This window comes from Bradyrhizobium sp. BLXBL-01, assembly GCF_051853025.1.
Classification (GTDB): Bacteria; Pseudomonadota; Alphaproteobacteria; order Rhizobiales; family Xanthobacteraceae; genus Bradyrhizobium.
This window is the reverse complement of record NZ_CP182471.1, coordinates 1,146,746-1,172,927: the sequence shown is the minus strand read 5'-3', so window position 1 is coordinate 1,172,927 and position 26,182 is coordinate 1,146,746. Positions and strand designations below refer to the sequence as shown.

Annotated in this window: 22 protein-coding genes; 11 read left to right on the top strand and 11 right to left on the bottom strand. The window is 65.5% G+C overall.

Annotated features, from left to right (window positions below):
- The first annotated feature begins 17 nt into the window (after positions 1–17).
- On the top strand, positions 18–770 hold the full coding sequence (locus ACNJYA_RS05485) for a sulfite exporter TauE/SafE family protein (RefSeq protein WP_212254093.1): 753 nt from the start codon (positions 18–20) through the stop codon (positions 768–770).
- Positions 771–921: 151 nt separating this feature from the next.
- Here ACNJYA_RS05485 and ACNJYA_RS05480 read toward each other — a convergent pair whose 3' ends face one another.
- Positions 922–1,554: a LysE family translocator gene (locus ACNJYA_RS05480; protein ID WP_212254092.1), complete on the bottom strand. Its 633-nt coding sequence runs from the start codon at positions 1,552–1,554 to the stop codon at positions 922–924.
- 234 nt (positions 1,555–1,788) lie between these two features.
- Here ACNJYA_RS05480 and ACNJYA_RS05475 point away from each other — a divergent pair, with 234 nt between their 5' ends.
- Complete coding sequence (locus tag ACNJYA_RS05475) at positions 1,789–3,585, top strand: adenylate/guanylate cyclase domain-containing protein (protein WP_439402183.1); 1,797 nt, start codon at positions 1,789–1,791, stop codon at positions 3,583–3,585.
- 150 nt (positions 3,586–3,735) lie between these two features.
- Complete coding sequence (locus ACNJYA_RS05470) at positions 3,736–6,510, top strand: di-heme-cytochrome C peroxidase (RefSeq protein ID WP_439402182.1); 2,775 nt, start codon at positions 3,736–3,738, stop codon at positions 6,508–6,510.
- Between the two features lie 169 nt (positions 6,511–6,679).
- Here ACNJYA_RS05470 and ACNJYA_RS05465 read toward each other — a convergent pair whose 3' ends face one another.
- Positions 6,680–7,627, bottom strand: coding sequence for an alpha/beta fold hydrolase (locus tag ACNJYA_RS05465; RefSeq protein ID WP_172784992.1), 948 nt, complete (start codon positions 7,625–7,627; stop codon positions 6,680–6,682).
- Positions 7,628–7,844: 217 nt separating this feature from the next.
- On the opposite strand from ACNJYA_RS05465, the gene ACNJYA_RS05460 reads away from it, so the two are divergent.
- Both ACNJYA_RS05460 and ACNJYA_RS05455 read left to right on the top strand, forming a co-directional pair.
- Positions 7,845–8,309: an Hsp20 family protein gene (locus tag ACNJYA_RS05460; RefSeq protein ID WP_035997846.1), complete on the top strand. Its 465-nt coding sequence runs from the start codon at positions 7,845–7,847 to the stop codon at positions 8,307–8,309.
- Positions 8,310–8,463: 154 nt separating this feature from the next.
- Positions 8,464–9,234: an alpha/beta fold hydrolase gene (locus ACNJYA_RS05455; RefSeq protein WP_439402181.1), complete on the top strand. Its 771-nt coding sequence runs from the start codon at positions 8,464–8,466 to the stop codon at positions 9,232–9,234.
- Between the two features lie 62 nt (positions 9,235–9,296).
- On the opposite strand, the gene ACNJYA_RS05450 is transcribed toward ACNJYA_RS05455, so the two are convergent.
- The gene (locus tag ACNJYA_RS05450; RefSeq protein ID WP_439402179.1) at positions 9,297–10,055 is read right to left on the bottom strand and encodes a hypothetical protein; all 759 of its coding nucleotides are present in this window, start codon (positions 10,053–10,055) and stop codon (positions 9,297–9,299) included.
- On the opposite strand from ACNJYA_RS05450, the gene ACNJYA_RS05445 reads away from it, so the two are divergent.
- From ACNJYA_RS05445 to ACNJYA_RS05435, 3 genes are all read left to right on the top strand, one after another.
- The gene (locus tag ACNJYA_RS05445) at positions 10,054–10,230 is read left to right on the top strand and encodes a hypothetical protein (protein ID WP_439402178.1); all 177 of its coding nucleotides are present in this window, start codon (positions 10,054–10,056) and stop codon (positions 10,228–10,230) included. The two genes, ACNJYA_RS05450 and ACNJYA_RS05445, sit on opposite strands and share 2 nt — an antisense overlap.
- A 315-nt stretch (positions 10,231–10,545) precedes the next feature.
- Positions 10,546–15,291: a glutamate synthase large subunit gene (gene gltB, locus ACNJYA_RS05440; protein WP_439402177.1), complete on the top strand. Its 4,746-nt coding sequence runs from the start codon at positions 10,546–10,548 to the stop codon at positions 15,289–15,291.
- Positions 15,292–15,437: 146 nt separating this feature from the next.
- Complete coding sequence (locus tag ACNJYA_RS05435) at positions 15,438–16,889, top strand: glutamate synthase subunit beta (protein ID WP_212254085.1); 1,452 nt, start codon at positions 15,438–15,440, stop codon at positions 16,887–16,889.
- A 156-nt stretch (positions 16,890–17,045) separates the two neighbouring features.
- On the opposite strand, the gene ACNJYA_RS05430 is transcribed toward ACNJYA_RS05435, so the two are convergent.
- Together ACNJYA_RS05430 and ACNJYA_RS05425 are read right to left on the bottom strand one after the other, a co-directional pair.
- A complete protein-coding gene (locus ACNJYA_RS05430; RefSeq protein WP_212254084.1) occupies positions 17,046–17,312 on the bottom strand; it encodes a hypothetical protein in 267 nt (88 codons plus the stop codon).
- A 12-nt stretch (positions 17,313–17,324) separates the two neighbouring features.
- Positions 17,325–19,067: an outer membrane beta-barrel protein gene (locus tag ACNJYA_RS05425; RefSeq protein ID WP_212254083.1), complete on the bottom strand. Its 1,743-nt coding sequence runs from the start codon at positions 19,065–19,067 to the stop codon at positions 17,325–17,327.
- Positions 19,068–19,257: 190 nt separating this feature from the next.
- On the opposite strand from ACNJYA_RS05425, the gene ACNJYA_RS05420 reads away from it, so the two are divergent.
- Positions 19,258–20,265: a KpsF/GutQ family sugar-phosphate isomerase gene (locus ACNJYA_RS05420; protein WP_212254874.1), complete on the top strand. Its 1,008-nt coding sequence runs from the start codon at positions 19,258–19,260 to the stop codon at positions 20,263–20,265.
- A gap of 116 nt (positions 20,266–20,381) precedes the next feature.
- Here the strand turns inward: ACNJYA_RS05420 and ACNJYA_RS05415 are convergent, their stop codons facing one another.
- Positions 20,382–20,933 (bottom strand): carboxymuconolactone decarboxylase family protein, encoded by a 552-nt coding sequence (locus ACNJYA_RS05415; RefSeq protein WP_212254082.1) that lies wholly within the window; start codon positions 20,931–20,933, stop codon positions 20,382–20,384.
- A gap of 72 nt (positions 20,934–21,005) precedes the next feature.
- On the opposite strand from ACNJYA_RS05415, the gene ACNJYA_RS05410 reads away from it, so the two are divergent.
- Positions 21,006–21,344, top strand: a complete 339-nt coding sequence (locus tag ACNJYA_RS05410; protein ID WP_212254081.1) for a winged helix-turn-helix transcriptional regulator — start codon at positions 21,006–21,008, stop codon at positions 21,342–21,344.
- 117 nt (positions 21,345–21,461) lie between these two features.
- Here ACNJYA_RS05410 and ACNJYA_RS05405 read toward each other — a convergent pair whose 3' ends face one another.
- The 4 genes from ACNJYA_RS05405 to hemH all read right to left on the bottom strand — a co-directional run bounded on the left by ACNJYA_RS05405 (position 21,462) and on the right by hemH (position 25,207).
- The gene (locus ACNJYA_RS05405) at positions 21,462–21,905 is read right to left on the bottom strand and encodes an NfeD family protein (protein WP_172785001.1); all 444 of its coding nucleotides are present in this window, start codon (positions 21,903–21,905) and stop codon (positions 21,462–21,464) included.
- Positions 21,906–21,930: 25 nt separating this feature from the next.
- The gene (locus ACNJYA_RS05400) at positions 21,931–22,929 is read right to left on the bottom strand and encodes an SPFH domain-containing protein (protein WP_172785002.1); all 999 of its coding nucleotides are present in this window, start codon (positions 22,927–22,929) and stop codon (positions 21,931–21,933) included.
- 252 nt (positions 22,930–23,181) lie between these two features.
- The gene (locus tag ACNJYA_RS05395; protein WP_172785003.1) at positions 23,182–24,159 is read right to left on the bottom strand and encodes an ABC transporter substrate-binding protein; all 978 of its coding nucleotides are present in this window, start codon (positions 24,157–24,159) and stop codon (positions 23,182–23,184) included.
- A gap of 10 nt (positions 24,160–24,169) precedes the next feature.
- Positions 24,170–25,207 carry a ferrochelatase gene (gene hemH, locus ACNJYA_RS05390; protein WP_439402176.1) on the bottom strand — a complete coding sequence of 346 codons (1,038 nt, stop codon included), beginning with the start codon at positions 25,205–25,207 and terminating at the stop codon, positions 24,170–24,172.
- 80 nt (positions 25,208–25,287) lie between these two features.
- Between hemH and ACNJYA_RS05385 the strand changes: the two genes are divergently transcribed.
- Entirely contained in the window at positions 25,288–25,686 is a 399-nt protein-coding gene (locus tag ACNJYA_RS05385; RefSeq protein WP_172785005.1) for an MAPEG family protein, read from the top strand.
- Positions 25,687–25,693: 7 nt separating this feature from the next.
- Here ACNJYA_RS05385 and ACNJYA_RS05380 read toward each other — a convergent pair whose 3' ends face one another.
- The gene (locus ACNJYA_RS05380; RefSeq protein WP_439402175.1) at positions 25,694–26,131 is read right to left on the bottom strand and encodes an acyl-CoA thioesterase; all 438 of its coding nucleotides are present in this window, start codon (positions 26,129–26,131) and stop codon (positions 25,694–25,696) included.
- Positions 26,132–26,182 lie beyond the last annotated feature (51 nt).

Sequence of the window (26,182 nt, the reverse complement as noted above, 5' to 3'; positions counted from 1 at the left end):
TCGGTCAATGTATTGAGATGATCGACCCGCTGCTCATTCTCATCGCCGTCGTCTTCCTGCTCGCCGGATTCGTCAAAGGCGTGGTCGGGCTCGGCCTGCCAACGGTGTCCATGGGCCTGCTCGCCGTGAGCATGGCGCCGGGCCGCGCCATTGCCATCGTCATCGTTCCCGCCATCGTCACCAACATCTGGCAGACCTTCGTCGGTCCGTATTTGCGCGACATCCTGCGGCGGCTGTGGCCGCTGATGATCGGCACCGTGATCGGCTGCTGGCTCAATGCCGGCGCGCTGACCGGACCTCACGCGCGCTACGGCACGATCGTGCTCGGCGCCCTGCTGGTCGTCTACGCCGTGATCGGGCTGAACAAGTTCCACTTCCGCGTCGCGCCCGAGAACGAGAAATGGGTCGGTGGCGTGGTCGGCGTCATCACCGGCGTGATCTCGGCCTCGACCGGCGTGCAAGTGATCCCGTCGATGCCGTTCATGCAGGCGATCGGCATGGAGAAGGACGAGCTGGTGCAGGCGCTCGGCGTGTTCTTCACTACCGCCACGCTGGCGCTCGCCTTCAACCTGACCGCGGTCGGATTGCTGACGCCGGCCAATGCCGTGCCGGGCGCGATCGGCCTCGCCATGGCCTTTGCCGGCATGTTTATCGGCCAATCGGTGCGGGCGCGGATGCCGGCCGAAGCGTTTCGCCGCTGGTTCCTGATCGCGATGATCCTGCTCGGCCTCTATCTCGCCGGCAGTGCGCTGGTGAAGGAGTTTGCCTGAGAGAAGACCGTAGTAGGGTGGGTTAGCGCAGCGTAACCCACCACTGTTCGTATCCGCAGAGACAGAAGAGTGGGTTACGCCTAGCGACTGCGCTTCGCGCAGCCGCAAGGCTAACCCACCCTACGCAGCCCGCATCATTCGTTCGAGCGAGTTACCGGCTCTCCAGCATGGCGACACGGATGCCGAGATAGATGAAGAGGCCGCCGAGCGCGCGGTTGACCCAGGCAATCGCCGCCTCGGACTGACGCAGCCGGTGCGCGGCTCTGGCGGCGAAGGCGGCGAGCACCAGGCACCACAGCGTCCCCGTAAAGATGAAGATCAGGCCGAGCGTCAGGAAGGCGAGCGGCTTGTGCGGCGCATCGGCTGCGACGAATTGCGGCAGGAAGGCAAGGAAGAACAGCGCGACCTTGGGATTGAGCGCATTGGTGAAGACGCCCTGGAGGAAGACCCGCGAGAGCGAGCTGCGCACCGGCTCATCGATGCTTGAAGCCAGCACAGGGCGCGACCACAGCATCTGGACGCCGGTCACGACCAGATAGGCCGCGCCGACCAGCTTCAGGATCGAGAAGGCGGTGGACGAGGCCATCAGCAGGGCCGAAAGCCCGATCGCCGCGCCCGCGACATGGACGAAGCAGCCGCAACTGATGCCCAGGGCGGCAGCGGCGCCGCCGCGCCAGCCCATCTGCATGCTGCGGCCGATCACATAGACCGAATCCGGCCCCGGCGTGATGTTGAGCAGCACGCCCGAGAGGATGAAAAGCCCGATTTCGTGAATACCCAGCATGAAGGTGCCCCGCTGCCGTCCTGGCGGTCCCAGTTCCGCTTAGTCGGTTCGCCCGTCCCCGTCCACCGCCGGGATTGCGTAGGATTTACCTCGAATTTGCAATGCGGATCATGCTTCCGCTCCGGCGCATCTGCTCTATAAAGGCGGGGTTCTTGAAATGCGGGATTCGCGGCAACCGCCACGCTGTGGCCGGTCCCGGATTCCTCACCCAAGTCCCCTTGGAGCTCTGCGGATATGGAAAGACGTCTGGCCGCCATCGTCTGCGCCGATGTCGCCGGCTATTCGCGCATGATGGGCAGCGACGAGGCCGGCACTCATGCCGCCTTCAAGGCCCATCGCGCCGCGATCCATCCCATCATCCTCAATCACGGCGGCCGCGTCGTGAAGAACACCGGCGACGGCTTCCTGCTGGAATTCCCCTCGATCGTCGGCGCCACCGAGGCAGCGATCGCAATGCAGACGCTGATGGCCGAGCGCAACCACCATCTGCCGGCCGATCGCGCCATGCAGTTCCGGCTCGGCATCCACATGGGCGACGTGATCGCCGACGAGGACGAGGTGTTCGGCGACGACGTCAACATCGCCGTCCGCCTGGAATCGGTGGCGAGCCCCGGCGGATTCGCGATCTCGGCCAAGGCCTATCGGGAGGCCAGCAAGCATCTCACCGTGCCGCTGACCGATGCCGGCAACCATCGCTTCAAGAACATCAAGGATGCGATCGAGGTCTTTACCTGGACACCCGAAGGCGCGCCGGCGCTTGCTCCCGAGTTCCGGGAGGCCTCGGTTCTCTCGCAGCAGTACCGTACCGCGATCGTCGGCGTGCTGCCCTTTGCCAATCTCAGCGACGCCCAGGACGAATATTTCTCCGATGGCCTCACCGAGGACCTGATCCATGCGCTGTCGCTGCAATCCTTCTATCGGGTGCTGAGCCGCAACTCGACATTCGCCTTCAAGGGCAAGAACGTCGGCACGCGGCTGATCGCGCGCGAGATCGATGCGACTTACCTGATCCAGGGCTCGGTGCGGCGCGCCGGCGCCAAGATCCGCGTCACCGCCGAACTGATCGCGCCGGAGACCGGCGAGCAGCTCTGGACCGGCCGCTACGACCGCGACATCGGCGACCTGTTCGCGATGCAGGACGAGATCACGACCAACCTGTCCGCCGCCATCGCCACCGAGATCGTCCGTGCCGAGGCTTCGGCGCCGGCGCGGCTCTCGACCGACGTCTCCGCCTGGGACCGCTTCCTCAAGGGGCTGTCGCATTACTACCGGCAGACCAAGGAGGATCTGGCGGCCGCCGTCGAGCTGTTCCGCGAGGCCATCGGGCTCGATCCCAAACTGTCGATCGCGCACGCCTATCTCGCCACGATCCAAATCCAGAGCATCCAGTTCGGCTGGGTCAAGGGCACGCGCGAGATGTGGGCCGAGGCGATGAACCTCGCCGAAACCAGCGTGCGGCTCGACCCGCGCTCCTCCTTCGCGTTCTCGATCCTGTCCTGGGCGCATGCGATGGAGGGGCATCACGAGGCGGCGATGGACGCCGCCAAGCGCGCGGTCGCGCTCAATCCCTACGACAATGGCGCGCGCGGCGTGCTCGGCATCTGCCATTTCATGATCGGCGAGCATCGCGAGGCGATCGAGCTGTTCTCGATGGCCGCGCAACGCGACAACAGCGACCCGCGCTACCAATGGGCGGCGCTGAACGCATTCAGCCATTATCTGTTGCGCCAATATGACGCGACGCTGTCATGGGCGCGCGAGCAGCTCTACATCAACCCGAATCACATGCAGGCGCTGGCGATCCGGGCCGCGGCGTTGGCGCAGCTGGGACGAAACGACGAGGCCAGCGAAGCCGCCCGCGTGCTGATGGCAAATTATCCAACGCTGAACGTCGACAGGCACTTGCGCAACTTCCACTGGAAGCGGCCCGAAGACCTCGCCCATTATCGCGAGGGGCTGCTGAAGGCCGGCGTGCCGCTCGGCAAGCTGACGCTGGTTCAGAGCGACGTGAAGCGGGCCGCCGAATCCTGAGCGAAAGCCCGCTCTTGTTGACAGGACAGTGAAATCCGCCACACTTCGTCACACGCTGAAGTAGTATATCGTGCTGTCGGTTTGTTAGGACTTTCCGCGCTCTAACGGCGCGCCTGCTTTCCACGATTCGCTGTTTTCAGGATTTGGGCCATGCACGACCCCGCTTCGAAACCGCCCTTCGACCCCTCGATTCACGTCTCGCCGAACAATCCCTGCCCGTTCCTGCGCGGCCTCGTCGGCGAAGGCTTCGTCGAGGGCGGCACCGTCCCGCTCAACACGCTGTCGCAGACCATCGCCAATGCGAGCGGCGAGACCGGGCTGAAGAAGGTCTCGGCCCGCATCCAGGTCCGCGGCGTTGCGATGATCGCCAACGGCCTCAAGCACATCCTGAAGAGCATCGTTTCGGGCGCGCAGCTCGACGCGCTGCGCGGCGGGCCGCTGGACAAGCGCGGTGCCGGCTCGCGCATCCTCGGCGTCGACGGCAAGGTCAACGAGGACGAGATCGCGCGCCTTGCGAGCTTCGGCCGGACCTACACCGACCCGAACACCGGCAACAGCGAGCCCGGCCTCAACGCCGCGGAAATCAAGACCTTCATGCGCGACAACCTCAAGCGCGCCGGCAGCGCCGCACGCTGGTACTACCCGCTGCTGATGAAGTTCGAATGGCCCGTCCTCTTGAAGATCCTCGGCAAGGGCAAGCCGAGCGAAGAGCGTTATCTCAGCGTGGCCGACGTGCGCACGATGTTCGAACAACGCCAATTCCCCGACCGTATCAACCAGAGGATCGTGTCGCAGCCGCTGCTGTCGTCCTGTCAGCTCCGCTTTCGCTGGGCGGTCGCGCTCACGGCCGTTGTCATCGGCGTTGGCCTCATCGCCTTGGTCGCCGTCGCCGAATTTCCCAATCAGGTTCGCGCCATGCTGCCCCAGAAGGGCGTGCTGGTGAATCTCCTGCCGCCGCCGCTGCCCGCGATGCCCGAGACCAAGGCTGCCTATTGGCTCGAGCAGAACTGGTCGCTGAAGGACCGGCACTGGTTCCACCACGTCAGCCAGGGCACCGCGACGTTCCCGGTGCCCTATGAGTGGTTCGTGGCGCTGGAGCAGCCGCAGCTTCACCTGTTCTCGAAGCCCGGCATGATCAAGGACAGCGCTTATCTCGAGCGCTTCGGCTTCATCCCGAGCCCGCAATCGGTCCAGGTCGACACGGCGACGCTGCGCCGGTTCGGCTACGCCAATGTCTACGAAACCACGCAAGCGTCGGATTGGTCGACGCGCTGGACGCCGGTGGAGAACGTCGACGGCCTGCCGGTCGGCTTCGCGCGCATGACCGGCGTCGTCGATCCCGCGACGGGTCGGCGCGAAGAGGACAAGATCGGGCTGACCTGCGCCGCCTGTCATACCGGCCAGATCCATTATCAGGGCGTCGACGTCCGCTTCGACGGCGGCCCGGCGATGACCGACCTGAAGAAGCTCGAGCTCGCAACCGGCCTGTCGATCGCCTACACGCTGTACGTCCCGTTCCGCTTCCAGCGTTTTGCCGATCGCGTGCTCGGCCCCGAGGCCAGCAAGACGGACCGCGCGGCTCTGAAGCAAAGACTCAGCGCGATCGGCAGCTTCCTGATCGACTGGGCCAAGAACTACGAAAAGACGATCGAGGCCAAGAAGACCTGGGACGGCAAGCAGCAGCAGGACACCGAGGAAGGGTTCGGCCGCCTCGATGCCCTCAACCGCATCGGCAACCAGGTGTTTTCGCAGGATCTCGCGCTGAGCGGCGTCAAGGGATTCGAGAAGAACCTGCACGCCCAGGACGCGCCCGTCAGCTACCCCGCGATCTGGACGGTGCCGTGGTTCAAGTTCGCCCAATACGACGCCTCGATCGAGCAGCCGCTGATCCGCAACGCCGGCGAAGCGCTCGGCGTGACCGCCCTGCTCAACCTGTCCGACGCCTATCCGGAGGACAGGCTGTGGCGCTCCTCGGTCAACATCAGGACGCTCGGCTGGATCGAGGACATGCTGAGAGGCCCCGATCCATTCAAGGCGGCTGATACCACAACGGGTCCGAAGTTCGGCGGCCTGCTCGCACCGAAATGGCCCTCGCACATCCTCGGCGACGCCTGGAAGCTGAAGTCAGATCGGGTCGAGCGCGGCCGCGCCATTTACGCGGAGATGTGCTCCGGATGCCATCTGCCTGATATCAACAGTCCGGCCTTCTGGTCGTCGCAGCGCTGGGAGCCGAGCGGCGACAGCAAGGTGCTGAATGCGGTGACGATCCCGCTCGACGAGATCAAGACCGATCCCGAGCAGTCCCTCGTTCTCAGCAAGCGGACCGTCGACGTGCCCGGCTTCCTGAAGGTCAACACGGCCGACCTGCAGACATGGTGGCAGTGCCAGATCCCGACCGCGAGCGCTTCGCCCAACGAGATGGTCTACGCGCTCGGCCTGATGACGGTGGTCGATCTGGTCGCCCGCAAATGGATGGACGACGAGGACATCCCGGAGGCCGAGCGGGCGCACATCTGGAATCTCGCGCGCAAGAACTGTCTCAATCCGGCGCCCGATCCGCGCTATCGCGCGCGGCCCTTGAACGGCATCTGGGCCACCGCGCCTTACCTGCACAACGGCTCGGTGCCGTCGCTGTACTGGCTGCTGAAGCCGCAGAACGAGCGCCCGCAGAAATTCTGCATGGGCCGCCGCGACTATGACCCCGACACCGTCGGTTTCGCAGTCACCGCCAACGAGCGCTGCAAGACCGGTGAAACGGAGTTCTCCGCGACGGGCTCCGACGGCAAGCCGATCCAGGGCAACAGCCTGCTCGGCCATTCCTTCGAGCGCAAGGACGGCGAGCCGAAGCGCCCCGGCGTCATCGGTCGCATCTTCAAGGACGACGCCGAGCGCTACGACCTGATCGAGTATCTGAAGACGCTGTAACGCACCCGTACTTCGTCATTTGCGAGCCAACGGGTCCGCGCGAAGCGCGGCCCGATGACAGGCTCCGCGAAGCAATCCACACTGTCTCCGCGGAAACAGTCTGGATTGCTTCGTCGCAAGAGCTCCTCGCAATGACGGAGAACGAGGATTCTCCCCCTCGTCGCCGTCCTCACTTGAACAGCGGCGTGCCCGGCACGAAGGCGTCGAAGGCGGCCCAGAACTGGGCGCGGTAGCGATCCTGCTCCTGGAGGATCTCGTGCTTGGCGCCGGCGATCACGAGATGGGAGCCGGCGCGCAGGTGATAGGCGAATTCCTCGATCGCCGCGGTCGAGACCACGGCGTCATTGGAGGCCGCCAGCATCAGGATCGGCTGGCGGATCTGGGAGGGGTAGTTCACGCGCTTGAAGGTGTGCATGGCCCGGAAGGCGGTATCGGCCCAGGCGACGGTCGGCGAGGCCAGTCCGAGCGTCGGGTCTTCCTCCAGGATCGCGGCATTGCGCGCATAGCGGACGGGATCGCTGGTCAAGGGGTTGTTGATGAAGGGTTCGAGCCCGGTGAGGCGGTCGCTGCCGCCGGGAACGTAGCGGCCGCCCTGCCCCAGCAGGCGCATCGTCTTGAGCAGCGCACGCACCGGCAGCGAGGTGGTGCGCCCGGGCAGGTCGATCATCGGCGCGGACAGCACCATGCGGTCGAACCAGCGCTTGCCGGCATGGGCCACCCGCAGCAGCACCGTGCCGCCCATGGAGTGGGCCAGCGCGAAGAACGGCGGCGGGCAATCCGGCAGTACCACCTGCTGCACGAAGGTCTCGACGTCGATCTCGAAATCGGCGAAGTCGCGCACATAGCCCTTGCGCGGATCGCGCAGGCGGCGCGACGAGTGCCCCTGCCCGCGCCAGTCGATCATCGCCACCGCAAAGCCGCGGTCGCGCAGGTCGCGCACGGTCTCGAAATATTTCTCGATCTGCTCGCTGCGCCCGGTGAAGACGCAGACCGTACCCTTGCGGTTCGCCGGCGGCGCCCAGCGCGCAAAGCGCAGCTCGACGCCATCAGGGGTCTTGATGGTGCCGCTGACGACGTTTTCGGGGACCGGATTGGCGGGAATCGAGACCAGCGTCATTTGGGCGTGCTTGGGCGGGAAGTGCTGCAATTCAAGGGGCCAAAGCGCCGAAAAGGCGCCTGTCCCGCCCTCTTGAACGCCGTCTCGTTCCACCCATATCACCTTCGTGCAGGCCGCTACCAGTGTTTCGGAACCGGAACATCAGGCTGCACACAGACTAAAGCCCGGCCCGATTGGCGGGCGGGTTACCAACAGTCGCTCAATGGAGGACTTGACCATGCGTAGCTACGATCTCACTCCGTTCTATCGTTCCACCGTCGGCTTCGACCGCCTCTTCAACCTGCTCGATCAGGCCAGCTCCGACGGCAGCCCCGGTTATCCCCCCTACAACATCGAGCGCACCGGCGAGAATGCCTACCGCATCACCGTTGCGGTCTCGGGCTTTGCCAAGGATGAGCTCTCCATCGTCGCGAAGGAAAACACCCTGACGATCAAGGGCGAGAAGGTCGCGAACGAGAACTCGAAATCCGAAGTGCTCTACCGCGGCATCGCCGCGCGTGCCTTCGAGCGCGCCTTCCAGCTTGCCGACTTCGTGCAGGTGAAGGACGCTTCGCTCGAGAACGGGCTGCTTCACGTCGACCTCGTCCGCGAGATTCCCGAGGCCAAGAAGCCGCGCCAGATCGCGATCAACGCCGGCGCAAAGGCGCAGGTGATCGAGAACTCGGCCGCGCAGGCCGCCTAACCAGGCAACCAACCCAAACGACTTCCAGGTTGCGAAAACGCCCCGGTGCCCCGGGGCGTTTTTTTGCACTGCATCACAGAACGGTGAAGGCGTAACGCTGCGGCCTCGCGCGCCGTCCTTTGGGCATCGACCCCAAACAAGACGGAGAAAGATCATGTCACTCTGGCGCAGCCTTTTCGTCGCCGCGAGCCTTTTGGCGGCTCCCCTCAGCCTTGCTCATGCGCAGACACCGCAGACGGTGAAGGCGAAGAACGTCGTGCTGGTGCACGGTGCCTGGGCCGACGGCTCGAGCTGGTCGGAGGTGATCCCGATCCTGCAGGCTGCAGGCCTGCATGTGACGGCCGTGCAGAATCCGCTGTCCTCGCTCGAGGACTCCGTCGAAGCGACCAAGCGGGCGCTGGCCGAGCAGGACGGGCCGACCGTGCTGGTCGCGCATTCCTGGGGCGGCACCGTGATCAGCCAGGTCGGCACCGACCCGAAGGTCACCGGCCTCGTTTACGTCGCCGCACGCGCGCCTGATGCGAACGAGGATTTCGTCGCGCTGTCGAAGCAGTTTCCGGCCGGGCCGGCGCGCGCCGGCATCGTCGAGCGCGACGGCTACACCAAGCTCTCGGAAGAGGCCTTCCTGAAGTACTTCGCCAACGGCGTGAAGCCGGAGCAGGCCAAGGAACTCTACGCCGTGCAATGGCCGACCGCGGCCTCGATCTTCGCCGGCCGCATCACGGAGGCGGCCTGGCGCTCCAAGCCGAGCTGGTACGCGGTATCGAAGAACGACTACACCATCAACCCCGATCTCGAGCGCTTCCTCGCCAAGCGCATCAACGCCACCACGATCGAGCTCGATGCCGGCCACCTCTCGCTGGTGTCGCACCGGAAGGAGGTGGCGAATCTGATCCTGGATGCGGCGGGGTATCCGCGGAGCTGACGCGCAGTCATTTCATGCAAAAGCGCCCGAGGGGTTCTCGGGCGCTTTCCGTTTGCTGACGCCTAGTCCAGCCCCTGCGCGGCGGGCATGTCCTGCGTCGGCAGGATCGTTGGGGCCAGCCTGGCCTGACCGACGGTCGGCGCGGCAGCTTGCGGTGCGGCCTCGGCCGGCTTGGCTTGCACCACGGCAGCTTGCTGCGCGGGCTGGGCCTGCACTGCCTGCACCTGCTGCGCCGCGGGCTCGGCCGGCTTCGCAGCGATCGGCGTCTCGGCGCGCCGCGGGGCGGGCTTGGGCAGCGGCACGGCGCGGCTCGCGACATGCGGGATCGACGCCGGCGGGCGCGGCGGGCCGCTGCGGATCACGGTCGGCGGCGGCAGCGCGGTTTGCGGCCCGTAGGGCGCGACCCGGCGCTCGTCATAGGCCGGCGCCATGCCATAGGCATCAGCGGCGGGCATGAAGCGGATGATCCGCCCGTCGCGGGCGTCGATCACCAGCCGGCCATCGTCGCCGCTTCGGTCGATCACCGCGATGGTGTAGACGCTGCCGCGCAGGCGCGGAATGCCGAGCGGCGAGAAGCCGTTTTCGCGCAGCACGGCGTAGACCTCGGTCGGCGGCAACAAGGCCAGCGCCGGGCCGCGTTCCTCGTAGCCGTAACCGTAGCGCGGCGGCGGAGCGACCTCCGGCGGGGCGTAGGGCCCGTCGAAATCCGACACCGCGATGACGGCCCCTCTCGCAATACCGCTCGCGGGAACCTGGGCATGCCCCGCACCGGCAGCCAGCGCCAGCGCGGCGGCCGCCACACATCTTGTGAAAAACTTCATGATCGAGACGCTCCTGTCAGGCCCCCCGGTGGCCGCCCTCTTTCGCTTCTCGCGGCGTGGCGCGCCTTCCGAAGGGTTGATCCGAAACTTCATTTGGGATTTCGGCGCCGCCGGGGCCGGATCAGGGCGCGTTTGCCTCAAAACCGGGGCCGCGCAACTTTTGGAAAGCGATTGATTGACTTCTGCGGAATCGGGACTTCCGCGCGCTTGTGTGCTAGACAAAAATTTGGCAAGGTGATGGTTAGGACAGGAAGACTGTCTCATTTTGCCTGCGGTTCCGGCATAGGGATTGCAGCGAGAACTGGTGCTCTCGAGCGCCGGCAAGGTACCAGGCAAAGCCGTTCTCGGGGACGAAGAACGCCTAGGCCTGAATTTAAGAAAATGCGGCTCGCAGAGGACGAGCGGTGGCCCAGGATCGGGTGCCGCGGGACGCCGAAGGTGCGCCGAAGATGGCGGTGAGGCAGCTTGCCGCATGGAGAGGACAGGAACAATGAACGGGTCGCAATTCGAGCGCGCAAACATCGTGGCAGAAGAGCTGTCGGCGACGGTCGCCTCGAAAACGACCGATCCGATCACCTCACCGATTCAAGAGCACAATTCGCGCCCCCAAGCCGAAGGCCTGTACGATCCGAGCCTGGAGAAGGATTCTTGCGGCGTCGGCTTCATCGCCAACATCAAGGGCAAGAAGTCGCACGAGATCGTCTCGGACGCGCTGAGCATCCTCTGCAACCTCGAGCATCGCGGCGCCGTCGGCGCCGATCCGCGCGCCGGTGACGGCGCCGGCATTCTGGTGCAGATCCCGCACGCCTTCTTCAGCCGCAAGGCCGGGGAGCTCGGCTTCACGCTGCCTCAGCCCGGCGAATACGCCATCGGCGCGCTGTTCATGCCGCGCGACACCGCCTGGCGCAACGTCATCAAGAGCATCATCGCCGACCAGATCAAGGAAGAGGGCCTCACCCTGCTCGGCTGGCGCGACGTGCCGACCGACAATTCCTCGCTCGGCGTCACCGTGAAGCCGACCGAGCCCGCCTGCATGCAGGTGTTCATCGGCCGCAACGGCACCGCCAAGACCGAGGACGAGTTCGAGCGCCGGCTCTACATCCTGCGCAAGTCGATCTCGCAGGCGATCTACCAGCGCCGCGACCGCGGCCTCGCCGGCTATTACCCGTGCTCGATGTCCTGCCGCACCGTGATCTACAAGGGCATGTTCCTCGCCGACCAGCTCGGCAAGTACTATCCCGATCTGCACGAAAAGGATTTCGAGAGCGCGCTGGCGCTGGTGCATCAGCGCTTCTCGACCAACACCTTCCCGGCGTGGTCGCTGGCGCATCCCTACCGCATGATCGCGCATAACGGCGAGATCAACACGCTGCGCGGCAACGTCAACTGGATGGCGGCGCGCCAGGCCTCGGTGAGCTCCGAGCTCTACGGCAAGGACATCAACCGGCTGTGGCCGATCTCCTACGAGGGACAGTCGGACACTGCCTGCTTCGACAACGCGCTCGAATTCCTGGTGCAGGGCGGCTACTCGCTGCCGCATGCCGTGATGATGATGATTCCGGAGGCGTGGGCCGGCAATCCCTTGATGGATGAGAAGCGCCGCGCCTTCTACGAATATCATGCCGCGCTGATGGAGCCGTGGGACGGCCCCGCCGCGATCGCCTTCACCGACGGCCGCCAGATCGGCGCCACGCTCGACCGCAACGGCCTCAGGCCCGCGCGCTATCTCGTCACCAAGGACGATCGCATCGTCATGGCGTCCGAGATGGGCGTGCTGACGATCCCCGAGGACCAGATCATCACCAAGTGGCGGCTGCAGCCCGGCAAGATGCTGCTGGTCGACCTCGAGCAGGGCCGCCTGATCCCGGACGACGAGATCAAGGCCGAGCTCGCCAAGAGCCATCCCTACAAGGAGTGGCTGGAGCGGACCCAGATCGTGCTGGAAGAGCTGCCGAAGGTGCCGACCACCGGCGTGCGCTCGAACCTGTCGCTGCTCGATCGCCAGCAGGCATTCGGCTACAGCCAGGAAGACATCACCATCCTGATGACGCCGATGGCGGCCACCGGCGAGGAAGCCGCGGGCTCGATGGGCAACGACACGCCGATCTCGGCGCTGTCGGACAAGGCCAAGCCGCTGTTCACCTACTTCAAGCAGAACTTCGCGCAGGTCACCAACCCGCCGATCGACCCGATCCGCGAGGAGCTGGTGATGAGCCTCGTCTCGATCATCGGGCCGCGGCCGAACCTGTTCGACCTGCAGGGCATGGCCACCACCAAGCGCCTCGAAGTGCGCCAGCCGATCCTGACCGACGCGGACCTGGAAAAGATCCGCTCGATCTCGGAGGTGGCGGAGTCGCACTTCAAGTCGCGGACGCTGGACACCACCTTCCACGCCGGTCTCGGCGCGGCCGGCATGGACCAGGTTCTCGACGAGCTCTGCGCGCGCGCCGAAAGCGCGGTGCGCGAGGGCGTCAACATCATCATCCTGTCCGACCGCATGGTCGGCACCGACCGGGTGCCGATCCCGGCACTGCTGGCCTGCGCCGCCGTGCATCATCATTTGATCCGCGTCGGACTGCGCACCTCGGTCGGCCTCGTCGTCGAATCCGGCGAGCCGCGCGAAGTGCATCACTTCGCCTGCCTCGCCGGCTACGGCGCCGAAGCGATCAATCCGTACCTCGCGTTCGAAACCATCATTGCGATGAAGGACCGCCTGCCCGGCTCGCTCGACGACTATGAGATCGTCAAGCGCTACATCAAGTCGATCGGAAAGGGCCTGCTCAAGGTGATGTCCAAGATGGGCATCTCGACCTACCAGTCCTATTGCGGCGCGCAGATCTTCGACGCCGTCGGCCTCAAGGCCGACTTCGTGTCGAAGTTCTTCGCCGGCACGCATACCCGCGTCGAAGGCGTCGGCCTCGCCGAGATCGCGGAAGAAGCCGTGCGCCGTCATGCCGACGCGTTCGGTGAGGCGCAGGTCTACAAGACCGCGCTCGACGTCGGCGGTGAATATGCCTATCGCAGCCGCGGCGAGGACCATGCCTGGACCGCGGAGTCGGTGTCGCTGCTGCAGCACGCCGCGCGCGGCAATTCGCAGGAGCGCTACCGCGCCTTCGCCAAGATCCTGAACGAGCAGTCGGAGCGCCTGCTGACGCTGCGCGGCCTGTTCCGGATCAAGAGCGCGGAGGAGGAGAAGCGCAAGCCTGTGCCGCTCGACCAGGTCGAGCCGGCCATGGACATCGTCAAGCGCTTCGCCACGGGTGCGATGAGCTTCGGCTCGATCTCGCGCGAGGCGCACACCACGCTCGCGATCGCCATGAACCGGATCGGCGGCAAGTCGAACACCGGCGAAGGCGGCGAGGAAGCCGACCGCTTCAAGCCGATGCCGAACGGCGATTCCATGCGCTCGGCGATCAAGCAGGTCGCCTCGGGCCGCTTCGGCGTCACCACGGAGTATCTCGTCAACTCCGACATGATGCAGATCAAGATGGCGCAGGGTGCCAAGCCCGGCGAAGGCGGCCAGCTGCCCGGCCACAAGGTCGATGCCACCATCGCCAGGGTGCGACACTCGACGCCCGGCGTCGGCCTGATCTCGCCGCCGCCGCACCACGACATCTACTCGATCGAGGACCTGGCGCAGCTCATCTACGACCTCAAGAACGTCAACCCGACGGGCGACGTTTCGGTCAAGCTGGTCTCCGAGATCGGCGTCGGCACGGTCGCCGCGGGTGTCGCCAAGGCGCGCGCCGACCATGTCACCATCGCGGGCTTCGAGGGCGGCACTGGCGCTTCGCCGCTGACCTCGATCAAGCATGCCGGATCGCCGTGGGAAATCGGGCTCGCCGAAACCCACCAGACCCTGGTGCGCGAGCGGCTGCGCAGCCGCATCGTGGTCCAGGTCGACGGCGGCTTCCGCACCGGCCGTGACGTCGTGATCGGCGCGCTGCTCGGCGCCGACGAGTTCGGCTTCGCCACCGCGCCGCTGATCGCAGCCGGCTGCATCATGATGCGCAAGTGCCACCTCAACACCTGTCCGGTCGGCGTCGCGACCCAGGACCCCGTCCTGCGCAAGCGCTTCACCGGTCAGCCCGAGCACGTGATCAACTACTTCTTCTTCGTCGCCGAAGAAGTCCGCGAGATCATGGCGAGCCTCGGCTTCCGCACCTTCAACGAGATGGTCGGCCAGGTTCAGCTGCTCGACCAGACCAAGCTGGTTGCGCATTGGAAGGCCAAGGGCCTCGATTTCTCCAAGCTGTTCGTCAAGCAGAAGGAGGAGAAGGGCCAGAAGATCTATCACTCCGAGCGCCAGAACCATCATCTGGAGGCGGTGCTCGACCGCTCGCTGATCGAGCAGGCAACGCCTGCGCTCGACCGCGGCGCACCGGTGAAGATCGAGGCCGCGATCAACAGCACCAACCGCTCCGCCGGCGCGATGCTGTCCGGCGCGGTCGCCAAGATCTACGGCCATGCCGGCCTGCCGCACGACACCATCCATGTCAGCCTCAAGGGCACCGCCGGCCAGGCCTTCGGTGCCTGGCTCGCCCACGGCGTCACCTTCGAGCTCGAAGGTGAAGGCAACGACTATGTCGGCAAGGGCCTCTCGGGCGGCAAGATCATCGTCAAGCCGCCGAGGAACTCCGCCATCGTGCCGGAAGAGAGCATCATCGTCGGCAACACCGTGATGTACGGCGCGATCGAGGGCGAGTGCTACTTCCGCGGCATCGCCGGCGAGCGTTTTGCCGTGCGCAACTCGGGCGCGGTCGCCGTGGTCGAGGGCGCGGGCGATCATTGCTGCGAATACATGACCGGCGGCATCGTCGTCGTGCTCGGCAAGACCGGGCGCAACTTCGCGGCCGGCATGTCCGGCGGCATCGCCTACGTGCTCGACGAGGCCGGCGACTTCGACAAGCTGTGCAACCTCAGCATGGTCGAGCTCGAGCCGGTGCTGTCCGAGGAGCTGATCAACGCCGGCACCTACAACCATGCCGGCGACCTCGAGGCGCATGGCCGGGTCGACGTGTTCAAGAACCTGCTCGCCTCCGACGTCGAGCGGCTGCACGTCCTGATCTCGCGCCACGCCAAGGCGACCGGCTCCAAGCGCGCCGCCGAGATCCTCGCCAATTGGAAGGATTGGCTGCCCAAATTCCGCAAGGTGATGCCGGTCGAGTACCGGCGCGCGCTGCGCGAAATGGCGGCCAATGCGGACGCCGAGCCGAAAATCGCGATCGGGGCGTAGGGCATCACATCCCGTCATTGCGAGCGCAGCGAAGCAATCCAGAAACTCTCCGCGGAAACAGACTGGATTGCTTCGTCGCAAGAGCTCCTCGCAATGACGGCGAGTAAGAAACGGAACGAACTTAAGCGGCAGGGACTTCGGGTTTAATGGGCAAGATCACGGGTTTTCTGGAAATCGAACGGCACGACCGCAAGTACAGCCCGGTCGCCGAGCGCGTGAAGCATTACAAGGAATTCGTCGTTCCGCTCTCCGAGAAGGAGGTGCGCGACCAGGCCGCGCGCTGCATGAACTGCGGCATTCCCTATTGCCACGGCACCGGCTCGGTCGCGCCGGGCACGCCGGGCTGCCCGGTCAACAACCAGATTCCCGACTGGAACGATCTCGTCTACCAGGGCAATTGGGAAGAGGCCTCGCGCAACCTGCACTCGACCAACAATTTCCCGGAGTTCACGGGCCGCATTTGTCCGGCGCCGTGCGAAGCCTCCTGCACGCTCAACATCGACGACAACCCGGTCACCATCAAGACCATCGAATGCGCGATCGTCGACCGCGCCTGGGACAATGGCTGGCTGAAGCCTGAAGTGGCCGCGGAGAAGACCGGCAAGAAGGTCGCGGTGATCGGCTCGGGTCCGGCCGGCATGGCGTGCGCGCAGCAGCTGGCGCGCGCCGGCCACGACGTCCACCTCTACGAGAAGTACGCCAAGGCCGGCGGCCTGCTGCGCTACGGCATCCCCGACTTCAAGATGGAGAAGGGTGTCATCGACCGCCGCGTCAAGCAGATGGAAGCCGAAGGCGTTACCTTCCACTACAACAGCCACGTCGGCGCTGAAGGCAATGTCGATCCGCGCGAGCTGCTCAACGAGTACGACGCGGTCGCGCTGACCGGCGGCGCGGAGGCTCCGCGCGACCTGCCGATCCCCGGCCGCGAGCTCGCCGGCATCCACTACGCCATGGACTTCCTGCCGCAGCAGAACCGCCGCGTCTCCGAGGAGCCGCTCGGCGGCGTCCAGGAGATTTTGGCGGGCGGCAGGCACGTCGTCGTCATCGGCGGCGGCGACACCGGTTCGGACTGCATCGGCACCTCGCTGCGCCAGGGCGCGCTCTCGGTGACCCAGCTCGAGATCATGCCCGCTCCGCCTGAGCGCGAGAACAAGGGCCTGACCTGGCCGAACTGGCCGCTGAAGATGCGGACGTCCTCGAGCCAGGCCGAAGGAGCGGTGCGCGAATACGCCGTGTTGACCCAAAAATTCTCCGGCGAGAACGGCCAGGTCAAGAAGCTGCATTGCGTGCGCGTCGACGACAAGTTCAAGCCGATCGCCGGCACCGAGTTCGAGCTCGACGCCGAGCTCGTCCTGCTCGCGATGGGCTTCGTCCACCCTGTCCACGAGGGCCTCCTGAAGCTGCTCGCGGTCGACCTCGACCCGCGCGGCAACGTCAAGGCCAACACGCTGGACTACCAGACCTCGCGCCCCAACGTGTTCACCGCCGGCGACATGCGCCGTGGCCAATCGCTGGTGGTCTGGGCGATTCGCGAGGGGCGGCTGTGCGCGCGGTCGATCGATACGTTTTTGATGGGGAAGACGGACCTGCCGCGCTGAGCCTTTTGCTCCGCCGTCAGATCAGCAAACGGTGTCATCGCCCGGCTTGACCGGGCGATCCAGTATTCCAGAGAGAGTTGTCATTGAAACGATAGGCCGCGGCGTACTGGATGCCCCGGTCAAGCCGGGGCATGACAGCGGAGTGGGTGGCGGGCTTCACTCCAAGACGTGCGGAAAGTGCTGCGCGTCCCACTCGTCAAGCCGGAACAGCACCTTGCCGTATTCGAGAAGCTTGTCGCTCGGTCGATAGGGTCGCGTCGAAACTTCAACGTCCGATGCAACTTCACTTGGCATCAAGTGAAAGTGCTCTTTGGTCTCGCTCAGGGCCAGCAATTGCTTCACAAGAACGTCTCGGCCTTCGGGATTAAGCCATAGCTCGAATTCACCGGCCGAGTTGATGTCCAAAGTAATTCGAGCTGCCATCGTAGCTACTCCTCAATTCTGCAGCCTCACCCCCAGCATCACCACCGTCCCCTGCGAGCTCGATCCCGGCTGGTTCGAATCCAGGATGTCGTGGCGCAGCGTGCCCTTGACCCAGATGTTGCGGTTGAGCTTGTAGATCAGGCTGCTTTCGAGCGAGTAGGTCTTGTCGTTGCGGTTCTGGCCCTGGTAGTCGAGCGTGCCGTAGGTGAACTTGCCGACCGCGGTGAGCCAGCGGCGGAAGTCGTGGTCGACTTCGGCGGAGTAGGTGCGCACCAAGACGCCGGAGGAGCCGGGGACCGTGGTCTCCGAGATCTGCGTGTCGGTGAAGAACTTCACCGTGGTGAGGCCGCTCGCGCTCCAGATCAGGGAGCCCGTGGTGAGGAAGCCCGAGAGCTGGCTGAGGCGCGGGTCGGTGTAGCTGCGCGCGGAATAGCCGACCGAGATCTCGCCGGTGAGGATGCGCGAGAACTCGAACGACGAGCCGACCTTGGCATAGCCGCCGTTCGAATCGCGCAAGTAGCCGTTGCGGTCGGCGGCCTGGTCGTGGACACGGGTGTCGCCCTGGACCTCGACGAAGGGTTTCAGGCCGGGCTTGAGGTCGTAGGAGAAGCGGCCGACGCCGCCGTACTGGTTGAAGTTGCGGTCGTCGTTGCTGAAGGTCGAACCGTCGGTGAGCTTGGAATCGGTGTAGGCGGTGCGATCGATGGTGGCGCCGGCGGCGACCTGGAAGCGGTTGAAGGTCTGGTCGAAGCCGAGCGTCGTGCCGTAAGCAGCGTAGACAGGATATTTCTGCAGGCCGGCCTGCACGTTGGGGCTGCCGGGATTGTCGGTGGCGAGCCGCAGGCGCAGCTGCGAGGTCAGCTTGAAATCGCGGGTGACGTCGAGCCGGCCGTCGACATGGCCGTTGAAATCGGGACGGTTGGCCTCGACCGGCGACGGCGAGGCGAAGCCGTTGATCGTCGCCGGCATGTCGTTGGTGTAGCCCGAGAACGAGCCGCGCAGATCGGCGACCAGCGCGTGGCGCTCCCAATCGGACACCACGAGCAGATCGGGCGCGACCACATAGGCGGGCGAGCCGACCGGCTTGTTGAGGCGCGTCGGATTGCTGTCGTAGCCGGCGGACAGCTCGAGCCCGCCCTTGATCAGGAAGCTGCCGGCATAATCGCCAACCGCGCCGAAGGGATCGTCATCGGCCCTGAGGCGGCGGCGCAGCGGCTGGCCGGGCGCGTTGCCCGCCATCGCTGCCGGCACCGGCACCTTGTGCGCGGTCTCGGACGGCGGCGGCGCAATGCGCGGTGGGCCGAGCGTCGTGGCCGGCGTTGTTGCGGGTGGCGGCGGCGAACCGGGACCGGCGCGCTTCGGCTTCGGCTGGCCCGGATAGAGCTTGGGCTGCTGCCGCTTGCGGTTGAGCGAATCGTAGCCGGAGCCGCTCGCGCCGGTGGCAGCGGGCAGGCCATAGGTCGGGACCTGACCGACACGCGAGCTCGCCGGCGTCTGCTGGCGCTGGCGCGGGTCGGCATTGGGATCGGGCAGTTTCGGCAACGCGTCGGAGGGCGCCTGCAGAACGCCGGCGGTGCGGCGGGTCGGCAGCGTATCGGGCGAGGCAAAGCCGCCGCGGTTGGGATTGAACAGGTCGGGCGTGAGGCTCTGGGCGGCCGCCGGGCTGCTTCCGAGGGCAGTCAGCGCGAGGCACGGCAAAGCGGCGCGCAGGAAATGCGCGACAGTGCTCCGGCCCCTGCCTGGAGACGACCCCACGATGGAATTACCCCAACGAAATCAAATACTTTCTCGATCATCCCCGCCGGCCGGCCGGAACCATCGTTAATGGAGTTAAACAATTATGGTTAATGACCCGTTGAGGGCGCTCGGGCGCGCGTCGCCTCGCTGATCGGGGCGTGCTAAGCAGGCGCCAATGGGCGAACGCCCCTCCTCCCTGGACCAGACCATGCCGAGCTCGAAACCGCTGATGACCCAATCATCCGGCTCCATTCCCGATAGCATCGAATCCGCGCTCCGCACCCTGGAGACGGAGAGCGGCGGCATCAACGCGCTCGCTGCCGCGCTGCGCGGCCCGCTGGGCGAGCCCTTCGCCAAGGCGGTCGAACTGATCCGCAACGCCAAGGGTCGCGTCATCGTCACCGGCCTCGGCAAGTCGGGCCATATGGGCCGCAAGATCGCGGCGACCCTGGCCTCGACCGGCACGCCCGCCTTCTTCGTGCACGCCGCCGAAGCCGGTCATGGCGATCTCGGCATGATCACGTCCGACGACGTCATCATGGCGCTGTCCTGGTCCGGCGAGCAGCCGGAGATGAAGAACCTCGTGAACTATTCGGCGCGCTTCGCGATCCCCATGATCGCGGTGACCTCGAACGCTTCGTCGTCGCTCGGGCAGGCCGCCGATCTCGTCATCGAGCTGCCGAAAGCGCGCGAGGCCTGCCCGCACAATCTGGCGCCGACCACCTCGACGCTGATGCAGGCCGCGATCGGCGACGCGCTAGCGATCGCGCTGCTGGAGGGACGCGGCTTCACGGCGCTGGAGTTCGCGCATTTCCACCCGGGCGGCAAGCTCGGCGCGATGCTGAAATTCGTCCGCGACTACATGCGCACCGGCGCGGAGATTCCGCTCAAGCCACTCGGCACCGAGATGTCGGAAGCCGTGGTCGAGATGTCGGCCAAGGGGCTCGGCTGCGTCTGCATCGTCAACGATGCGGGCGAGGCCGTCGGCATCATCACCGACGGCGATCTGCGCCGCCACATGCGGCCCGATCTTTTGACGGTGACCGTCGACGAGATCATGACCAAGCAGCCCAAGTCCGTTCCGCCCTCGATGCTCGCGACCGAGATGATCGAGGTGCTGAACACGCGCAAGATCACCACGCTGCTGGTGACGGAAGCGAACAAGGTGGTGGGGATCGTGCACCTGCACGATCTGCTGCGCGCGGGCGTGGCGTAGGGTTTGCGCCCTCTCACCTCGTCATTGCGAGCGCAGCGAAGCAATCCAGACTGCCTCCACGGAGACAGTCTGGATTGCTTCGTCGCAAGGGCTCCTCGCAATGACGGTGGAGAGACCTACGCCGGAAACCGCGCCGCGTTCTCCTCCAGCGGCAAGCGCAGCCCGTTCGCCAGATACGACACCGTGCGATAGAAGCCGCACAACAGCATGATCTCCAGGATCTGCGCCTCGTCGTAATGCGCGGAGAGCGCGTCGAATTCCTCGTCCGTAAGTGTCGCGCGATGATGCAGCGCGTCGGCGGCTGCGATCAGCGCCCGCTCGGCCGGCGACCAGCAGGCCGACGCCGCATCACCCAGCACCGTCGCATGCACCTCCTCCGCGGTGAGCTTCGCCGGCCCTGCAAAGATCGCGACATGCACGCCCCATTCGTATTCGCAGCCGTTCAGCGCACAGGTGCGGTCGATGACGATCTCACGCTGGCGCAGCGAGAGCGGCCCCGGATCAAGCAGCCCGCCGGCGCGAAACTTGTCCCAGGCCCGGCCATGGCCCGCCATCACCCGGAACAGCACCAGCGGCGGCGCACCGCGCATGATGCGGTCGAATTGCGCCTGGATCTCCGGGGGATAAGGCGGCGAGAGCGGAGCGATGCGCGGTGAGACCTGGGACATGAGCGATTTCCATTGCTACATTTATCGTAGCACGACGCTACATTATCCGTAGCAATACGCAAGAGGGCGGCAATGGCGAAACGGCCGACAACAGCAGAACGCAGCGTCCGCGGCTCGCGCACCGGGCGGCCGATCATGGCTTTGCTCGACCTGCTCGGCCGCCGCTGGGCCTTGCGGATCCTGTGGGAGTTGCGCGAAGAGCCCCTCACCTCGCGCGCCCTGCGCAGCGCCTGCGACGAGGCCTCGCCCACGGTGCTGCAGGCACGGCTGACCGAGCTGCGCGAGGCGGGCTTTGTAGAACTGGGTGCCGGTGGAGGTTACGGACTGACGCCGCTGGGCCGGGAATTGTGCGAGACGTTCATGCCGCTGCACAGGTTTGCGGAGAAATGGCGCAACAAGAACGGCGCCTAAGTCCGGCGACGCCGTCTCAACAAACTCGTCATTGCGAGCGAAGCGAAGCAATCCAGACTGCCGCCGCGGAAAGATTCTGGATTGCTTCGTCGCAAGGGCTCCTCGCAATGACGGCGGTTAAGCCGCCGCCACGGTCAGATTCGCGCCGTCGACCTGCACCACTTTCACCCGCGTGCCGGCGGGCGTATCCGGCCCTGCGACACGCCAGACGGTGTCGCCGATCCGCACCGTGCCCGAACCGTCGATGATCGGCTTCTCCAGCGTGAACTCACGGCCGAGCAAGGCTTCGGTGCGCTTGTTGAGGAACGGGCTGGCGCTCGCATCCGGCTTCGGCTTGGCGAGGTGGCGCCAGACCGGCACGGCAGCGGCGGCAAAGATCGCGAACATCACGAGCTGGATCTGCCAGGAGATGGCAGCCGCGAACGAGATCAGGCCGACCAGCAGCGCGGCAAGGCCGAGCCAGAACAGGAAGATGCCCGGCGCCAGCACCTCCAGCGCCATCAGGATGAAGCCGAAAATCAGCCAATTCCAGTTGCCGAGCGATACGAACATGTCGGTCATGACACGACCTCTGTAAAATACCCCGTTACTGCGGCGGCACTGCGGGCGGGGTCGGGCCCGACGACGGGACCGATCCGCCGCGGCGCGCGGCAGCGGCTGCGGATGCGGCACTCTCGCCGAACGTCGCCTTGGCGATCTCGCCGATACCGGCGAGCGAGCCAAGCATGCTCACGGCTTCCACCGGCAGCATGATGATCTTCTGGTTCGGCGCATCGGCGAACTGGCCGAACGCCTTGATATATTTGTCGGCGATGAAATAGTTCAACGCGGCGACGTCGCCCTTGGAGATGGCTTCCGACACCACTTGAGTCGCCTTGGCTTCGGCCTCGGCGAGACGCTCGCGCGCCTCGGCGTCGCGGAAGGCGGCCTCGCGGCGGCCTTCGGCCTGGAGGATCTGGCCCTGCTTGGCGCCCTCGGCGCGCAGGATCTCGGACTGGCGCTGGCCTTCGGCCGCAAGAATGTCGGCGCGCTTGACGCGCTCGGCCTTCATCTGGCGACCCATGGCTTCGACGAGGTCGGCGGGCGGCACGATGTCCTTGATCTCGATGCGGTTGACCTTGACGCCCCAGGGCGAGACCGCGGCATCGACCACGCGGAGCAGGCGCTCGTTGATCTCGTCGCGGTGCGACAGCACCTGGTCGAGGTCCATCGAGCCCATCACCGAGCGAATGTTGGTCATTGTGAGCACCGTGATCGCCTGGTTCAGGTTGGCGACCTCGTAGCTCGCCTTGGCGGCATCGAACACCTGGAAGAAGGCGACGCCGTCCACCGTCACGGTGGCGTTGTCCTTGGTGATCACCTCCTGCTCGGGAATGTCGATCACCTGCTCCATCATGTTGATCTTGCGCCCGACGCGATCGAAATAGGGCACGATCAGATTGAGCCCGGGGCTCAGCGTCTGGGTGTATTTGCCGAACCGCTCGATGGTCCAGTCATAGCCCTGCGGCACCGTCTTCACGCCGGCGACCAGCGTGACGATGACGAGCAACACCAGAACGATCGCGAAAATGTCGAAGCCGCTCATTTCTCCTCCAAGGCGGGCAAGACGCCGGGAAAGCCCTTTCCCGCGCTGTCATTGGTCGGGATCACGACCTTACCGGTTCAGCGGTCGCAAGTAACGTCGGTACCGGCGCGATTCTGCACAAGACGCACAGCAAGAGAACGGTCACGATATGTATTTGCGACAGGCTCTTGAAAGCGAGCAGGCGCAGACCTAGCGGCGAACGTTAAGGATTTCGCGTCCTCTCATTTGAACGCTACCGTCCGGCGGCGCGCTCTATTCGATGACGTCGTTCGCGATTGCGAGCAGGCCCGGGGCAAGCGTGACGCCAAGCGCCTTGGCCGTCTTCAGGTTGACCGCAAGCTCGAACTTGGTGGGATTTTGCACCGGCAGATCGGCCGGCCGTGCGCCCTTCAGGATCCGATCGATGTAGCCCGCAGCGCGGCGGAGCTGCTCGGCGCTGTCGGTGCTGTAGGACATCAGCCCACCTTCGTCGACGAAGGTGCGGCTCCAGAACACCGCGGGCACGCGCGCCTGTGCAACGGCGGCCAGAAGCTGCGCGCGGTTGGCCATGGTGAAGAAATCCGGCAGGACCAGCAGCCCATCGGCCTTGCGCGAGGCCAGCGCCGCGATCGAGGCCGTGTCATGTACCGGCGCGGGCTCGATCGTCATATGAAGCGCGCGGCCGGCGTCCTCGATGGTGCGCAGCATCAGGGGCGCGAACGGCGCGGTGGCGGGATTGTAGACGATCGCAACGCGGGACACCTTTGGCGTGACCTGCGTCAGCATCTCCAGCCATTTGCCGGCGAGCGGACCGTCGTAGTCGGTAAAGCCGGTGAGGTTGCCGCCGGGATGCGCGAGGTTTTCGACAAAGCCCTGGCTGACGGGATCGGTGACGACGGCGAACACGATCGGGATCGTCGTGGTGCGCCGGCGCAGCTCTTCGACCGAGGGTGTGCCGACCGCAAGCAGGATGTCGGGCTTGAGCGCGATCAGCTCGTCGGCGAGCTGCGCGATGCGGTCACGATTGCCGCCGCCGCTGCGCCAATCAACCTTGAGATTGTCGCGCTCCTTCCAGCCCTGGCCGGCGAGCGCTTCGACCAGGACCATGCTGCGCGTCCGGCCGATCGCATCATCGGCAGCCGTGACCGAGAGCACGCCGAGCCGCCGTATCGCGTTCGGCTGCTGCGCCAGGGTCGGGCCCGGCAGCGCTGTGAGCATTCCAAGAAGCGCCAGGCACCGGCGGCGGTTCATGGGACACCCATCAGATCCAGCCCTGAAGCTCGCGCAGCACCAAAGTGCGGATCACGTCCATGCCCGGTCCGCTGTCGTTGAGGCAGGGGATCGCGGAAAACTGCTCGCCGCCATTGTGCTTGAAGATCTCGGCGTTCTCCTGCGCGATCTCCTCCAGCGTCTCCAGGCAGTCGGCGGAAAAGCCGGGCGTCACCACCGCGATGCGGCGCACGCCGTCCTTGGCGAGCCGCTCCATGGTCTTGTCGGTATAGGGCTGCAGCCACTCGTCGTTGCCGAAGCGCGACTGGAAGGTCAACAGCAGCTTCGTCTCGTCCATGCCGAGCCGGCGGCGCAGCGCCTCGGTCGTTGCGATGCAGTGCTGCTGATAGGGATCGCCCTTGTCGACATAGGCTTTCGGCATGCCGTGGAATGACGCCACGATCAGCTCCGGCTTGAACGACAGCGTCGCCAGATGCCCCTCGATCGAAACGGCGAGCGCCTCGATATAGGCTTCGTCCACGTAATAGGGCGGCGTGATCCGCAGCGTCGGCTGGTTGCGCAGCTGCGCGAGCACCCGGAACACTTCGTCGCAGACCGTCGCCGAGGTCGAGGCCGAATATTGCGGATAGAGGGGGACGGCCAGGATGCGCTCGCAGCCTTTCGCGATCAGCGCGTCGATGCCCGACTTGATCGACGGATTGCCGTAGCGCATCGCCCAATCGACAACGACGTTGTCGCGGTCGGACAAGGCGGCTGCGAGCTTGTCGCGTTGCGACCGCGTGATGGTTTTCAGCGGCGACTCGTTCCGATCATTGTTCCAGATCTTCTGGTAGTCGAGCGCCTTGGTACGGGGACGGCTGCGCAGGATGATCCCGTTCAGCACCAGCTTCCAGATCAGGCCCTGGTCCTCGATGACGCGGGCGTCGCTGAGGAACTCCTTGAGGTAGACCCGCACGCCGGGGGCATCGGCCGTATCAGGCGTTCCGAGATTGATCAGGAGCACGCCGACCCTCGGCAGGGCGGATCGGGTGGCCGGTTTCGCAGTCTCGAGGGGGACGACGCTGTTCATGGCTGGTTGGGTCGCGCGTTGGTCCGAACTTGTCAAGATGAGCCAGGGTTCGCTAGGGTCGCACCCAAGGGGGAGGGACGATGACGCTCGCGGAATGGTGTGTCTTCGGGGCGCTGCTGCTCTATCTGTCTACGATCGCCTCGGTCAAATGGATCAGGTTTCGCCGCTTCGACAATTCCCGGCCGCGCGATCCCGCCTTCTACGAGGACGCCCTGTCGCAACGCGCGCTCGGCGCGCACCAGAACGGCATCGAGACGTTTCCGTTCTTCGCGTTCGCGGTGCTGCTCGCCGAATACAGGGAATCGCCGCAGCGGCTGATCGACGAGCTCGCGGCGCTGTTCCTGATCGTCCGGATCGCCTATGTGCTGACCTATCTCGGCAATCGCCCGACGCTGCGCTCGATCCTCTGGAGCATCGGCTTTGCGATCAATCTCGGGATCTTCTTCATGCCGGCGTTGAAGCGGTTTCTGCCAGTGTGAGGCGGCTTCACGTCGAGAGGTGCCGCTCGCGCGTCGCGATCAGCGCCCGCATCGATGCCGGGATCGTGACCGGACGATGGGTCTTCTGGTCCGTGTAGACCCACACGATCTCGCCGGTCACCAGCGCGTCGGCGCCACCCTTCCGGAAGATGGCGAGCTCGAAGACGAGGCTCGAATTGCCGATCCGCGCCACGCGCGCGCCGACGTCGAGCTCCCAGTCGAACCGCACCGGCGCCTTGTACTCGATCAGCGATTTGACGACGTGGAAATCGATGCCGCTCGTCTGCGCATCCGCATATTGGTCAAAGCCCAGCGCACGGAAATATTCGGTGATGGTGGTATCGAAATAGGTCAGGTAATGCGCATTGAAGACGACGCCCTGGCCGTCGATCTCGGAATAGCGCACCCGGAACGGATGGAAGAACCAGAATTGTTCGCGCGACATGGAGTCTCCCGACCAAGATATTTCAGGCTCGTCATGGCGAGGAGCTCGCGA

Excerpts from the sequence above, each read along its gene's own strand:
- ACNJYA_RS05485 (WP_212254093.1), top strand. The coding sequence starts at position 18 with ATGATCGACCCGCTGCTCATTCTCATCGCCGTCGTCTTCCTGCTCGCC.
- ACNJYA_RS05470 (WP_439402182.1), top strand. The coding sequence starts at position 3,736 with ATGCACGACCCCGCTTCGAAACCGCCCTTCGACCCCTCGATTCACGTC.
- ACNJYA_RS05445 (WP_439402178.1), top strand. The coding sequence starts at position 10,054 with ATGATCGAGACGCTCCTGTCAGGCCCCCCGGTGGCCGCCCTCTTTCGC.
- gltB (WP_439402177.1), top strand. The coding sequence starts at position 10,546 with ATGAACGGGTCGCAATTCGAGCGCGCAAACATCGTGGCAGAAGAGCTG.
- ACNJYA_RS05410 (WP_212254081.1), top strand. The coding sequence starts at position 21,006 with ATGGCGAAACGGCCGACAACAGCAGAACGCAGCGTCCGCGGCTCGCGC.
- ACNJYA_RS05405 (WP_172785001.1), bottom strand. The coding sequence starts at position 21,905 with ATGACCGACATGTTCGTATCGCTCGGCAACTGGAATTGGCTGATTTTC.
- ACNJYA_RS05460 (WP_035997846.1), top strand. The coding sequence starts at position 7,845 with ATGCGTAGCTACGATCTCACTCCGTTCTATCGTTCCACCGTCGGCTTC.
- ACNJYA_RS05430 (WP_212254084.1), bottom strand. The coding sequence starts at position 17,312 with ATGGCAGCTCGAATTACTTTGGACATCAACTCGGCCGGTGAATTCGAG.
- hemH (WP_439402176.1), bottom strand. The coding sequence starts at position 25,207 with ATGAACAGCGTCGTCCCCCTCGAGACTGCGAAACCGGCCACCCGATCC.
- ACNJYA_RS05415 (WP_212254082.1), bottom strand. The coding sequence starts at position 20,933 with ATGTCCCAGGTCTCACCGCGCATCGCTCCGCTCTCGCCGCCTTATCCC.
- ACNJYA_RS05475 (WP_439402183.1), top strand. The coding sequence starts at position 1,789 with ATGGAAAGACGTCTGGCCGCCATCGTCTGCGCCGATGTCGCCGGCTAT.
- ACNJYA_RS05385 (WP_172785005.1), top strand. The coding sequence starts at position 25,288 with ATGACGCTCGCGGAATGGTGTGTCTTCGGGGCGCTGCTGCTCTATCTG.
- ACNJYA_RS05400 (WP_172785002.1), bottom strand. The coding sequence starts at position 22,929 with ATGAGCGGCTTCGACATTTTCGCGATCGTTCTGGTGTTGCTCGTCATC.
- ACNJYA_RS05455 (WP_439402181.1), top strand. The coding sequence starts at position 8,464 with ATGTCACTCTGGCGCAGCCTTTTCGTCGCCGCGAGCCTTTTGGCGGCT.
- ACNJYA_RS05435 (WP_212254085.1), top strand. The coding sequence starts at position 15,438 with ATGGGCAAGATCACGGGTTTTCTGGAAATCGAACGGCACGACCGCAAG.
- ACNJYA_RS05380 (WP_439402175.1), bottom strand. The coding sequence starts at position 26,131 with ATGTCGCGCGAACAATTCTGGTTCTTCCATCCGTTCCGGGTGCGCTAT.
- ACNJYA_RS05480 (WP_212254092.1), bottom strand. The coding sequence starts at position 1,554 with ATGCTGGGTATTCACGAAATCGGGCTTTTCATCCTCTCGGGCGTGCTG.
- ACNJYA_RS05395 (WP_172785003.1), bottom strand. The coding sequence starts at position 24,159 with ATGAACCGCCGCCGGTGCCTGGCGCTTCTTGGAATGCTCACAGCGCTG.
- ACNJYA_RS05420 (WP_212254874.1), top strand. The coding sequence starts at position 19,258 with ATGCCGAGCTCGAAACCGCTGATGACCCAATCATCCGGCTCCATTCCC.
- ACNJYA_RS05465 (WP_172784992.1), bottom strand. The coding sequence starts at position 7,627 with ATGACGCTGGTCTCGATTCCCGCCAATCCGGTCCCCGAAAACGTCGTC.
- ACNJYA_RS05450 (WP_439402179.1), bottom strand. The coding sequence starts at position 10,055 with ATGAAGTTTTTCACAAGATGTGTGGCGGCCGCCGCGCTGGCGCTGGCT.